General features: G+C 63.4%; 11 protein-coding genes. All 11 read right to left on the reverse strand.

Annotated features, from left to right (window positions below):
• Positions 1-16: 16 nt before the first annotated feature.
• Positions 17-1,534, reverse strand: a complete 1,518-nt coding sequence (gene purF, locus MHM84_RS05075; RefSeq protein WP_239263177.1) for an amidophosphoribosyltransferase — start codon at positions 1,532-1,534, stop codon at positions 17-19.
• 61 nt (positions 1,535-1,595) lie between these two features.
• Complete coding sequence (locus MHM84_RS05080; protein WP_239263179.1) at positions 1,596-2,159, reverse strand: CvpA family protein; 564 nt, start codon at positions 2,157-2,159, stop codon at positions 1,596-1,598.
• A complete protein-coding gene (locus MHM84_RS05085) occupies positions 2,156-2,827 on the reverse strand; it encodes an SPOR domain-containing protein (RefSeq protein WP_239263181.1) in 672 nt (223 codons plus the stop codon). Before MHM84_RS05085 ends, MHM84_RS05080 begins: the two co-directional genes overlap by 4 nt.
• Positions 2,824-4,149, reverse strand: a complete 1,326-nt coding sequence (folC, locus tag MHM84_RS05090; RefSeq protein ID WP_239263183.1) for a bifunctional tetrahydrofolate synthase/dihydrofolate synthase — start codon at positions 4,147-4,149, stop codon at positions 2,824-2,826. The genes MHM84_RS05085 and folC overlap by 4 nt, the downstream gene beginning before the upstream one ends.
• Positions 4,150-5,100 (reverse strand): acetyl-CoA carboxylase, carboxyltransferase subunit beta, encoded by a 951-nt coding sequence (gene accD / locus MHM84_RS05095; protein ID WP_239263185.1) that lies wholly within the window; start codon positions 5,098-5,100, stop codon positions 4,150-4,152.
• An 82-nt stretch (positions 5,101-5,182) separates the two neighbouring features.
• Positions 5,183-5,986: a tryptophan synthase subunit alpha gene (gene trpA, locus MHM84_RS05100; protein ID WP_239263187.1), complete on the reverse strand. Its 804-nt coding sequence runs from the start codon at positions 5,984-5,986 to the stop codon at positions 5,183-5,185.
• Between the two features lie 10 nt (positions 5,987-5,996).
• A complete protein-coding gene (gene trpB, locus MHM84_RS05105) occupies positions 5,997-7,211 on the reverse strand; it encodes a tryptophan synthase subunit beta (RefSeq protein WP_239263189.1) in 1,215 nt (404 codons plus the stop codon).
• A gap of 27 nt (positions 7,212-7,238) precedes the next feature.
• Positions 7,239-7,874 carry a phosphoribosylanthranilate isomerase gene (locus tag MHM84_RS05110; protein ID WP_239263192.1) on the reverse strand — a complete coding sequence of 212 codons (636 nt, stop codon included), beginning with the start codon at positions 7,872-7,874 and terminating at the stop codon, positions 7,239-7,241.
• Positions 7,871-8,857, reverse strand: a complete 987-nt coding sequence (truA, locus tag MHM84_RS05115; protein WP_239263195.1) for a tRNA pseudouridine(38-40) synthase TruA — start codon at positions 8,855-8,857, stop codon at positions 7,871-7,873. The genes MHM84_RS05110 and truA overlap by 4 nt, the downstream gene beginning before the upstream one ends.
• 75 nt (positions 8,858-8,932) lie before the next feature.
• Positions 8,933-11,017: a FimV/HubP family polar landmark protein gene (locus MHM84_RS05120; protein ID WP_239263198.1), complete on the reverse strand. Its 2,085-nt coding sequence runs from the start codon at positions 11,015-11,017 to the stop codon at positions 8,933-8,935.
• Positions 11,018-11,207: 190 nt separating this feature from the next.
• Positions 11,208-12,320 carry an aspartate-semialdehyde dehydrogenase gene (gene asd, locus MHM84_RS05125; protein WP_239263201.1) on the reverse strand — a complete coding sequence of 371 codons (1,113 nt, stop codon included), beginning with the start codon at positions 12,318-12,320 and terminating at the stop codon, positions 11,208-11,210.
• Positions 12,321-12,381 lie beyond the last annotated feature (61 nt).

Here is a 12,381-nt window from a genome sequence, read left to right on the forward strand (position 1 = left end):
GGGCCGCCGCTGTTACCTAGTCGTAATCCTCGACATCGTTATGCAGATCGACCACGGAGTGCGCCGTACTGGCGGTATCCTTGACTGCATCGCTGCGCGCTGCCTCCAGCGCGTTGAGGTAATTGTCGTCGATGTCGCCGGTAATGTACTCGCCATCGAATACCGAGCAATCGAAGCGCTCGAGTTTCGGATTGACTTCGCGACAGGCGGCCTTGAGGTCTTCCAGGTCCTGATAGAAGATCCGGTCGGCGCCGATCAGCTCACCGACTTCGGCTTCGCTGCGTCCATGCGCGATCAGCTCCTTGGCGACCGGCATGTCGATACCGTAGACGTTGGGGTAACGCACCGGTGGCGCGGCGGAGGCAAAATAGACCTTGTTGGCGCCGGCTTCACGGGCCATCTGGATGATCTGCTTACACGTCGTACCGCGTACGATGGAGTCATCGACCAGCAGCACGTTCTTGCCGGCGAACTCGATGTCGATGGCGTTGAGCTTCTGGCGTACCGATTTCTTGCGCTGGGTCTGCCCCGGCATGATGAACGTACGACCGATGTAGCGGTTCTTCATGAACCCTTCACGGAAGGTCACGCCGAGATGCTGAGCCAGTTCCAGCGCCGAAGTCCGCGAGGTATCGGGAATCGGGATGACCACGTCGATGTCGTGCTCGGGCCAGTCGCGCAGGATGCGGTCGCCAAGCTTGCGCCCCATCTGCATGCGCGTGCCGTAGACATAAGCACCATCCAGAAGAGAGTCCGGGCGAGCCAGGTAGACATGCTCGAAGATGCAGGGTGCCAGGACCGGACGATCGGCGCATTGCTGAGTGTGGATCTCGCCGCGCATGTCGACGAAGATCGCCTCTCCCGGCGCCAGATCCCGAGCCAGTTCGAAGCCGCCGACGTCCAATGCCACCGATTCGGACGCGATCATCACATCCTGGCCTTCTTCGGTATCGCGGGTACCGAAAACCACCGGACGGATGCCGTGGGGATCGCGGAACGCCACCATGCCGAAGCCATTGATCATGATCACGGCGGCATAGCCGCCCCGACAGCGTCGATGTACGCGACGTACCGCATCGAAGATATCGTCGGGGGTCAGGTGATGGCCCTGCTTACCCAGTTCATGGGCGAAGACATTGAGCAGCACCTCGGAGTCCGAACGGGTATTGATGTGGCGCAGGTCGCTGGAGTAGAGCTCCTGCTTCAACTGGTCGGAGTTGGTCAGGTTGCCGTTATGGGCCAGGGCAAGACCATACGGCGAGTTGACATAGAACGGCTGCGATTCGGCCTCACTGGACGAGCCCGCCGTGGGGTAACGCACATGGCCAATGCCCAGGTTGCCCTTTAGGCGCGTCATATGACGCGTGTGGAACACATCGCGCACCAGTCCGTTGCTCTTGCGCAGCAGAAAGCGTCCCTCATGCCAGGTCATCATACCGGCGGCGTCCTGCCCCCGATGCTGGAGCACTGTCAGCGCATCATAGAGCGCCTGGTTGACCGGCTGATTGGCCATGAGGCCTACGATACCGCACATTACGCCTTACCTCGCTTGCGATGATACCGACACCAAGACTGGCCTCGATGCATTGAATGACTCAGGGTGTACTGCTTGCCCCACTCGTGCCGGGAATCTCGACAGGCAGGGAGAACGAACGTAGTTTGTCTGCCGTTTCGGGATCGTGTCGCTCCCAATCGGCAATGCGGCTGATCGTCCAGTCGCGCAGGCCTTCGAAACTCGGACGCAGCTGCGCCTGCTGCCAGGCCTGTAACTGCACGAGTGGGGTCAACGTGATGATCACCGTGGCCAGAACCAGAATGGCGCCACCGCGAAGTATACCGAAACCGGCCCCGGCGAGCCGGTTGAAGAAGCCCATCCCCACCCACTCGATAGCGGCATGCATCCCCCGAATCACCATGCCGCACAGCATGACGACGACGAAAATCACCAGAATGAAGGCCAGTACCAGCCTGATATCGGGATGTTCGATATATCCTTCGAGCATGTCCGCTACCGGCTGGGCGAACAGCCGCGATGCCAATAGCGCCACGATCCAGGCGCCCAGGCCCAGCGCCTCGCGCACGAGCCCTCGCAGAAAACCCGCCAGCATCGACATGGACAGGACCGCCAGAAACGCCCAGTCCAGCCAGGTCAGGGTCATTCGCCCTCCTTCATGCGCACGAGCAGCCCCTGGATGTTAGCCTTTTCCTTGAGTTCCGTTCGCGCTCGTTCACCGGCTTCCGAGCTGGCAAACGGACCGACGTAGACCGTCGTCAGATTGTTGCTGCGCGGTTGGCGAAAGGCATTGAAGCCCTGCTCATCGAGCTTGGACTCCAACCGCTGAGCGTTATCGGGCTCGCCGAAACTGCCCACCTGAACCGCCCATTCTCCGCTGCTACTGGCGGCACCGGACGATGCCTGGGTCGTTGATTCGTCCTGGCGCTGCTCGGATTGCCGCGCCAGATCGGCGATCGGGTCGGAGCGCGTGGAGGGATCGGCTACCGGCTGCTGCTCTGCAGACTGTGTCGGAGCGGCAGGCTCGGGCTCGGGTGCCGATGGCGGCGGAGGCGCTGGCGTCTCAGCCTGGGTATTCGCTTGCGGTGCCGTAGTGTTCGGCGTGCTGGGCAACTGAATCTGGCCCAGGCTCGGCGGCCTTTCCGGCTCGGCCACCGGTGCACGCTCGACGTCGATCGGCTGTTGAATGGTCAATACCGGTTCAGGCTGTTCCTCACGCGACGGTGGCTCGTCGAACAACATGGGAATAAAGATAACGCCCAGTGCGACGAGGATTACCGCCCCACTGATGCGTTCCCGCAGTCCGTATTTCATGCATTCCTCCTCGCGGTGGATGCCGGTTCGTGCGCTGCATCCACCCTACGCAAACTGAACCACTCGAGAACCCCGGCGACCATAAAGAAGGAACCGCAGACCAAGGCCTCGTCCTCTTCGTCTAGCACCTGCATCAGCCACTCGGCGCCGGCCGCCGGCGACTGGGCCTGATGCAGTACCGTCTGCCCCTGGCTTTCGAGCAAGGCGGCCAACTCGGATGCGCTACGTGCCCTCTCGCCATCGAGACTGACAGCGACCCAGCCATCTACCTGGGGTGACAGTGCCGCCACGACACCGGAGGCATCCTTGTCGCCCAACATGCCGAGCAAGCCGATGCGGCGTGCCGGACGTGCCCGCCGGGCGAGACGCGAGGCCAAGTAATGGGCGGCATGCGGATTATGCGCCACATCCAGGCACCACTGCCCCAGCCACTGCATTCGCCCGGGCAACTGCACGTTGGCGAAGCCACGCCGGCACGCCTCGACATCGAGCGTCATGCCGGCCAGATAAAGCGCCTGCAGGGCACTGGCCGCATTGTCGCGTGGCAGACGCGGATCGGGTAGCTGCGCAAGGGTCGTCGGGTTGCCGTGACCATCACGACCTTGCCAGGTCCAGGTAGCATCGGCGTCTGGCTCGTCATGGCGGAAGTCATCGCCCAACGCATGCACGCCGGCCCCAACGCTCAAGGCCACTTGGCGCACGCTGCGCGGTAGATGTTCGCTGCCCAGCACCACGGGACGCATGCGCCGCATGATGCCGGCCTTTTCACGGCCAATCTGCTCGAGATCCGTTCCCAGGAATGCAGCATGGTCTTGAGCGATGGTGGTAATCACCGCCACGTCGGGGTCGATGACGTTGACTGCATCGAGTCGCCCTCCCAGCCCGACTTCGAGGATCGCCAAGTCAGGACGACGCTGGGCGATGGCCCAGAACGCGCCCAACGTTCCAGCCTCGAAATACGTCAGGCTGACCGGCTCGGGGGCAAGGCGTGCGGTCTCGACACGCTCGAAGCCGGTCACCAGCAGATCATCCTCGGCCTCGGCGCCGTCGAAGCGCAGGCGTTCGTTGTAACGCAGCAGGTGAGGAGACGTATACGTCGCCGTGCTTAGCCCATGGGCACGCGCCAACGCTTCGAGCATGGCCACGGTCGACCCCTTGCCATTGGTACCGGCTACGGTGATGACCCGCTTGGCAATGGGCGAATCCATCAAGCCCATACGGCACGCGACCTCGGCCACACGCTCCAGGCCGAGGTCGATGCTTACGGGATGCTGGCGCTCGAGGCGCGCCAGCCAATCAGTCAGGGAAGCGGCGGCGCTCATTCAGCGTTCGATATCACGCAGCTCATCGTCGACGGCGACCTCGTCGGTTGCTTCGTCAGGAGATGCCTTGGGGTCTAGCTCAGGCTCGGCTTCCGGCGCCCAGCGGGTCAGTTTACGCAGGACACTCCCCAAGCGTTCACGCATCTCGCTGCGGTGCACGATCATGTCCACGGTGCCATGCTCGAGCAGGAACTCGCTGCGCTGGAAGCCTTCGGGCAACTTCTCGCGCACGGTTTGCTCGATGACGCGCGGCCCGGCGAAACCGATCAAGGCATTGGGCTCGGCCACGTTGAGGTCGCCCAGCATCGCCAGCGAAGCGGAAACCCCACCGAACACCGGATCGGTGAGTACCGAGATGTAGGGAATGCCGGCTTGCTTGAGCTTTTCGAGCGCAGCGGAAGTCTTGGCCATCTGCATCAGCGAGAACAGCGCTTCCTGCATGCGCGCCCCGCCCGAGGCGGCGAAACAGATCAGCGGAATGCCCTCCTCCAGGGCCAGGCTGGCCGCGCGCACGAACTTCTCGCCGACCACGGCGCCCATGGAGCCGCCCATGAACGTGAACTCGAACGCCACGGCCACCATGGGCATGCCATCGAGCGTCCCGCGCATGGCGATCAGCGCATCGTTCTCGTCGGTTTCCTTCTGCGCCGCGGCAAGGCGATCCTTGTACTTCTTGGTATCGCGGAACTTGAGCCGGTCGGCCGGCTGCAGATCGGTGGCGATCTCTTGGCGCCCCTCCGCATCGAGGAACCAATCGAGACGCTTGCGCGCCGTCAGGCGCAGGTGATGGTCGCACTTGGGGCAAACGTTGTGGTGCTTTTCCAGCTCGGGAAGATAGAGCACCGCGTCGCATTTCGGACACTTGCGCCACAGGCCGTCGGGGATGCTGGTACGACGATCCTGGCGCTGGGTGCGGCCCATGGACGGGACGATCTTGTCTAGCCAGCTCATGGTCAGAGGATTTCCGTTCTGCTGCTGTCAGGAAACCCGAGGCGCCATGCCCCGGGAGAATATTCTTGGGTGGCGAGTGGCATCAGGCATCGAGTGCCTGGCGCATCTCGCCGAGTACCCCTTTGAGTTCTTCGGCGACGCTGTCGGGCCGCTCGCAACCTTCCGCGATACGCGACACCAACGCGCTGCCGACGATGACGCCGTCTGCCACCCTGCCGACGGCAGCGGCCGAGGCACCGTCGCGAATGCCGAAGCCCACGCAGAGCGGCAGCCCGGTCAGCTTGCGCAGCACGTCCAGTTGCCGGTCGACGGCATCGACATCCAGGCTTGCCGCACCGGTCACGCCCTTGAGCGACACGTAGTACAGGTACCCTTCTCCATGGGCGCATATTGTAGCGGCCCGAGCCTCGGAAGTGGTAGGGGCGACAAGGAAGATCGATTGCAGGCGATGTTCCTTGAATAGCGGCGCGATCTCGTCGGCCTCTTCGGGCGGCATATCGACGATGAGTACGCCGTCCACGCCCGCCTCGGCGGCCTGCTCGGCAAAGGCCGGGTAGCCGAGGCGCTCGATGGGGTTCAGATAGCCCATCAACACGACAGGCGTCTCGCTGTCGCTGCGGCGGAACTCGCGCACCATGGAAAAGATGTGCGACAACCGCGTGTTATGCTTGAGTGCGCGCTCACAGGCCTTCTGGATCACCGGCCCATCGGCCATGGGATCCGAGAATGGGATGCCCAACTCGATGATGTCGGCGCCAGCCTCGACCAGGGCGTGCATGTAGTTCACGGTATGATCGGGCGAAGGATCGCCGGCCGTGATGTAGGGAATCAGCGCGGTACGGCCCTGCTCCTTGAGAGCGGCGAAGCGTTGGTCGATTCGGTTCATTCTTGCCCTCTCAGAAATTGACGCCGTCGATCTTGGCCACGGTCAGGATATCCTTGTCGCCGCGTCCGGAAAGATTGACGACGATGTGCTGGTCCGGCCGCATGGTCGGGGCCAGTACCTTGGCGTATGCCATGGCATGCGCAGACTCGAGCGCCGGCATGATGCCTTCCATCCGGGTCAGCTCACGGAACGCCTCGAGCACTTTGTCGTCGTTGGCGGCTACGTACTGCACACGTCCCACGTCCTTCCACAACGCATGCTCCGGTCCGACACCGGGATAGTCGAGCCCCGCGGAGATGGAATGAGTATCGGCGATCTGGCCGCCTTCATCGGACATCAGGTAAGTGCGGTTGCCATGCAACACGCCGCGCGGTGCATTGGCGGTCAGCGGTGCCGCATGGCGACCGGTCTCGACCCCGTCACCGCCGGCCTCGACGCCGTACATCTGCACATCGTCGTCCTCGACGAAGGGATAGAACAGGCCCATGGCGTTGGAACCACCGCCCACGCAGGCGACCAATGCATCGGGCAGGCGTCCGATCTGTTCCAGCGACTGACGACGCGCCTCGCGGCCGACCACGGCATTGAAGTCGCGGACCAGCATCGGATAGGGGTGCGGTCCGGCGACGGTGCCGATGATGTAGAAGGTATCATCGACGTTGGTCACCCAGTCGCGCAGCGCCTCGTTCATGGCATCCTTGAGCGTGCGCGAGCCGGACTCCACAGGGATCACGTTGGCGCCCAGCAAATGCATGCGGTAGACGTTGAGCTTCTGGCGTTCGACGTCCTCGGCGCCCATGTAGATATCGCACTTCAACCCTAGCCGAGCCGCGACCGTGGCGGTGGCGACGCCGTGCTGGCCAGCGCCGGTCTCGGCGATGACCCGCGGCTTGCCGCCTTTCTTGGCCAACAGGGCCTGGCCGATGGTGTTGTTCACCTTATGCGCGCCAGTGTGGTTGAGGTCCTCGCGCTTGAGCCAGATCTGCGCGCCACCAAGGTGCTTGGACCATCGTTCAGCGTGATACAGCGGAGACGGGCGGCCGACGTAGTGGGCCAGGTCATAGTCGAATTCCGCCTGGAAGTCCGGATCGTCGCGAAGACTCTGGTAAGTCTTCTCCAGTTCTTCCAGCGCGAAGCTCAGGGTCTCCGAAACGAACCGGCCGCCGTAGGGGCCGAAATGGCCACGGTCATCGGGCAGACGGGTCAGGTCGCTGAACTTGGTCACGAAAGACACCTCATCGGGTCGCTGGGCTCAATCTTGAGCGAGAAACACTTGGCGCACGAAGGCGCGGATCTTGTCGGGGTCCTTGATGCCCTTGGCCTGCTCGACTCCCCCCGAGACGTCGACGGCAAAGGGGCGGACCTTGCGGATAGCCTCGCCGACGTTGGACGCGTCGAGGCCTCCCGCGAGAATAACAGGTTTTGCCAGACTTGCGGGGATTCGCGACCAGTCGAAGGTTTCCCCGGTGCCACCCGGCACTCCCCGCTTGTAGGCGTCGAGCAACAGCCCCCGCGCACCGGCATATTCGCTCGCCGCCGCCCCAAGGTCGATGCCGTCGCGCATGCGCAGGGCCTTCACCCAAGGGCGCGACGCCTGGCTGCATTCGACAGGCGTCTCATCGCCATGGAACTGAACTACATCGAGATGCGCTTCACACGCCTGGACGAAAGCCGGGTCCTGATCGACGAACAGGCCGACACGTGTGACGAAGGCCGGTACACGGGCGGACAACGCAGCCAAACGTTCGAGGTCGAGCGCCCGGGGGCTACCCGGCCACATCACGAACCCCAGCGCATCGGCGCCGGCAGCCACGGCAGCGTCGACATCCTCGGCACGTGTCAGACCACAGATCTTGACTCGAGTACGCAACGTGAAGGTCGGACTCATGTGCGGGACTCCTGACACGGCGACGGCAGTTCATGCCGTTCACCGGAGGCATTCATGACAGTGTCATCTCGTTGTTCGCGCTCGGTCACTGGCTGGCCGAGGCGAAAGCGCACCATGGGACAATCGGGCAGTGGACGTTCCCCCGTCCATTCGCCCAGGAAGGCCAGCAGGTTGGGGCCGAGCGGCTCACGTGGCAGTCCAAAACGCTCGTCATAGAGCGAGTCGACGAAATGCAGACCGCATCCCGGTGCGGTGACGTTGGCCAGGGCGCGATCGCGCAGCGAGAGAAGCCGTGCCATGTAGTCGACGCCCTGCTCGCCCTTGCCCACCGCGACCAGCGCCCCGGCGATGTTGCGAATCATGTGATGCAGGAAAGCGTTGGCCTGCACATCGATGACGACCAGCGGGCCATAGCGGTTGACCGTAATGAAGTGCAGGTGACGCCGCGGCGTCTTGGACTGGCATCCGGCAGCGCGAAAGCTGGAAAAGTCGTGCTCGCCGACCAGTGCCTGGGCCGCCACGTGCATGCGCTCGGCATCGAGTGGCTCACGACACCAGGTGGCATTGGCACGTTCCAGTACCGGACGACTGGGCTGGTTGAGAATGACGTAACGGTAGCGCCGAGCCAGCGCCTTGAATCGGGCATGAAAATCGTCGGCGACGGGCACCAACCAGCGCACGGCGATGTCGCGAGGCAGGTTGGCGTTGGCGCCGAACACCCACGCTTTCTGGGTACGCGCAACCGGTGCGTCGAAATGCGCGATCTGCCGTGTGGCATGCACGCCGGTATCGGTGCGTCCGCTACAGAGAACGCGCACCGAGGTTGCAGCCACCTTGCCGAGCGCCGCTTCCAGCGCAGCCTGCACCGAGGGGGCATGCTTGAGACGCTGCCAGCCGCAATAGGCGCTGCCGTCATATTCCACGCCAATGGCCAGGCGTCCGGTGAGGCGGGAAGTGTCGTCCAGGTACTCGAACAGGGGCATCGGCTCAGTCGCAGTCGCAGTCGATGGACCGACACCCTAGCCAAGCTGGCTGCAGCGCACCGGGACGATGCCCGATCAGCGCGCCGGCTTGATCTTTGACGTGTCGGTAGTGGGCCGATCATTATCCAGATTTAAGGGCTCGAATGCCACTTCTTCGATGTCCCATTCAGCATCGTCGCGCCCCGTTGAGGACGAGAGTCCAGGAAACTCCGGAATGTCGATGCCGGGCCGTTGCAACGCATCGTGACGCGACTCGTGTTCCGGCTCGAGGCTCGGCGGCTTGTAGTCGATGATCCGCTCGACATCGGCGACCACGCTATCCACGGCCCCCTCGATACGCTTCGCTTCGTCCAGAAGATGCCTCGAAGGATCTTCCGAAGCCGCGGCTTCCTGCGCCTTGTCGGGCTGGCCGTCATCGGACTCGAAGCGAGCCATGAGCCGATCGATCTCCGAGCGATAGTCGCCATCGGTGCGTTCAAGGAGCTGCGCTGCCTCCCGCTCGGCGGCGTCACGCCTGCCCAGCTCGGTATAGGCGAGCAGCAGCTTGAGCCGGAGATCGTGCCGCTCGGGCTCACTCTCCAGGCTTTTTTCCAGCAACTCGCTCGCCTGCTCGTAGCGTCCGTAGGCGATGAAGATATCGGCTTCGTTGATGGTCTCAGCCTGAGGCGCGCTTTCGGTGGGCGAAGCGGTGCTTACAGGAACTGGCGCCGGCACCTTCTCGACGAAGTCGGGTATGCCGCTATCGCCCATCGCTTGTTGGAAGCTGTAATCCATACCAGCGTCATCGGGCTCGCGCTGGCTACGCCGGCGCAAGATGGCCCAGACCAGCAGCAGCAACGCAATTGCACCGCCACCGATCAAGCTTGCCTGATCGGCGATACCTTGCCGGATACGCTGCCATAGGCCGGACCTGTCAGTCCGCCCGTCAGCAGCCGAGACGGCGCTGTTGGCCTGAGCCAGCGGCACAGAAGATGCCGCCGCTGTCGACGAGGCAGCGGCCACCGGCTGCGCAGGCTCGACGGCGTCTTTCGCCGGTGCGGCAGCCACCGACTGGCTGAGCAGTTCGCGCAGTGAAGCCATGTCCTCGCGCAGGGACACGATTTCGTCCTGCAGACGATCACGTTCGATGCGCATCTCCGCCAGCGCTTTTCGACTGGACTGCCAGTTGGCCTCCAACGCTGCCAGACGTGCCGCCTCGTCGAGCGGTGGCTCGCTGCTTTCAGCGCTTGTGCCCGTGGCGACCGCCGTTTGACTGTCGAGCGGCATCTGGGCGTCGTTGCTATCGCTCGCTGCCGTTTCGGCAGCCAGCTCGATATCGCTGAGCAGAGTAAGTCGTGGCGTCTCCACCACCCCCGAAGCCATATCGTCACGCCCCGACGACCGCCAAGCCCGGTTTTGCTGGCTTACCTGCTGGTGTGCGTTGCTGGCAACCTCGGCCATCAGCCGCTCATCGGCAGGCACGTCGAGCACAGCACCTGCACGCAGGCTATTGATATTGCCGCCGGGAAACGCTGCCTGATTGGTGCGGAACAGCGCCATCATCACCTGTTCGACACTCACACCAGCCGGCCGGGAGACACGCTCGGCAATGCGCCACAAGGTATCACCGGGCTTGACCTCGATACGTCGGGATTGCCCGACCGGAGCGACAGGCAGATGCTCCTTTCCTTTCACCGGCGAGGCCGAGGGCAGCGAGGTTGCCTGGGCTACCTTTGACGTTTTTCCGGATGAATGCTGTCCATTGTCGATCAGCGCTGCCGTACCAGCATAGCCTGGCGGGTCGAGCAACAGCGTGACTTGGCGGCGCAGCGTGCCATCCGGCCACTCCAGGGCCAGCAGCAGGTCAAGGTAGGGCTCATTCACCGGCTTGTCGGTGCTCAGCACGACCGACAGCTGCCCTGCGTCCGTGGAGAGAGCCATCTGCACGCTTTCGGCCAGCGCACTGCGCGACATGCCGGCTTGGCCGAACGCCTCGGCATCGGCCAGCCGTACGCGCAAATGACTAGGATCCAACCCTCCCAGGTCGGATAGCGCGATACGTGCCCGCAACGGCTCGCTCAGGCTCGAATTCACCTCGGGCTCGGCCAGGCCCAGCGCCTGCAAGCCAGGGCTCGCCGTCGCCAACGTGACCAGGACGGCCAGCGATACAGTGCGTCTCATCTTGTCCCCTGCCGTACCCGCCGTCATCAGGCACCCGTGACGACGTTGTATTAGAACGTTGCCACATAAGTAGCATAAAACCGCGCCGAGGGATTAAACGAAAAGCGTCCCGAACAGCGGCCATTTGCTCCATGCAAAAACGCCTCCCCTGGGGGAGGCGTCGATTCGGTGCCAATGGTGGCGGGCTCGATTACTGCTCGCGCAGGATCGAGAGCATGCGCTTGAGCGGCTCGGCCGCACCCCACAACAACTGGTCGCCAACGGTAAACGCGGTGAGATACTCGCCGCCCATGGCCAGCTTGCGCAGCCGCCCCACCGGCACGGTCATGGTACCTGACACGGCAGACGGCGTGAGATCGCGCAGGGTCGCCTCTTTCTCGTTAGGTACGACCTTGACCCACTCATTGTGCTTGGCCAGGCGATCCTCGATTTCGTCGAGCGGTACGTCCTTCTTGAGCTTGATGGTGAAGGCCTGGCTGTGAGAGCGCATCGCCCCGATACGCACGCAGAGCCCGTCGATGGGGATCGGATTGGCGCCATGGCCGAGAATCTTGTTGGTCTCGACGCTGCCCTTCCACTCCTCGCGGGTCTGACCGTTGTCCATCGGCTTGTCGATCCACGGCAACAGGCCGCCGGCCAGCGGTGCGCCGAAGTTCTCGACGGGGAAACGGTCGCCGCGCATCGACTCGGTCACCTTGCGATCAATATCGAGAATGGCGCTGGCCGGATCGTCCAGCTCATGCTGAACGCTATCACGCAGCGACCCCATCTGGGTCAGCAGTTCGCGCATATGCTTTGCGCCGGAGCCGGAAGCCGCCTGGTAGGTCATGGAGGTCATCCATTCCACCAGATCGGCCTCGAACAGCCCCCCCAGGCCCATCAGCATCAGACTGACCGTACAGTTGCCGCCGACGAAGGTCTTGGCGCCCTTGGCCAGTTGGGCATCGATCACATGACGGTTGACCGGATCGAGAACGATGGTCGCTTCATCGGCCATGCGCAAGGTACTGGCTGCATCCAGCCAATAGCCCTTCCAGCCTGCCTCGCGCAGCGGCTTGTATACCTCGTCGGTGTAATCACCGCCCTGGCAGGTCACGATGACATCCAGCGCCTTGAGTTCGTTCTGATCGTAGGCGTCCTTGAGCGGGGGCACGTCCACACCGATGTCGGGCCCCGGCTGGCCGACCTGCGAGGTGGTGAAGAACACCGGCTCGATACCGGCAAAGTCATTCTCCGAGCGCATGCGGTGCATGAGCACCGAGCCCACCATGCCACGCCAACCGACAAAACCGACTTTCAACATGTGAAGTCCTCCTGAATTCCAAGTGTCACCGCCAGCCAGGCTGCCGGTGTGCGTCCGCGGG

It is taken from the genome of Halomonas sp. McH1-25 (genome assembly GCF_022348165.1).
In the GTDB taxonomy this organism is placed as follows: domain Bacteria; phylum Pseudomonadota; class Gammaproteobacteria; order Pseudomonadales; family Halomonadaceae; genus Modicisalibacter.

Coding starts and splice junctions, on each gene's coding strand:
- folC (WP_239263183.1), bottom strand. CDS start 4,149: ATGAGCGCCGCCGCTTCCCTGACTGATTGGCTGGCGCGCCTCGAGCGC.
- MHM84_RS05110 (WP_239263192.1), bottom strand. CDS start 7,874: ATGAGTCCGACCTTCACGTTGCGTACTCGAGTCAAGATCTGTGGTCTG.
- purF (WP_239263177.1), bottom strand. CDS start 1,534: ATGTGCGGTATCGTAGGCCTCATGGCCAATCAGCCGGTCAACCAGGCG.
- MHM84_RS05120 (WP_239263198.1), bottom strand. CDS start 11,017: ATGAGACGCACTGTATCGCTGGCCGTCCTGGTCACGTTGGCGACGGCG.
- trpA (WP_239263187.1), bottom strand. CDS start 5,986: ATGAACCGAATCGACCAACGCTTCGCCGCTCTCAAGGAGCAGGGCCGT.
- asd (WP_239263201.1), bottom strand. CDS start 12,320: ATGTTGAAAGTCGGTTTTGTCGGTTGGCGTGGCATGGTGGGCTCGGTG.
- MHM84_RS05080 (WP_239263179.1), bottom strand. CDS start 2,159: ATGACCCTGACCTGGCTGGACTGGGCGTTTCTGGCGGTCCTGTCCATG.
- truA (WP_239263195.1), bottom strand. CDS start 8,857: ATGCCCCTGTTCGAGTACCTGGACGACACTTCCCGCCTCACCGGACGC.
- MHM84_RS05085 (WP_239263181.1), bottom strand. CDS start 2,827: ATGAAATACGGACTGCGGGAACGCATCAGTGGGGCGGTAATCCTCGTC.
- accD (WP_239263185.1), bottom strand. CDS start 5,100: ATGAGCTGGCTAGACAAGATCGTCCCGTCCATGGGCCGCACCCAGCGC.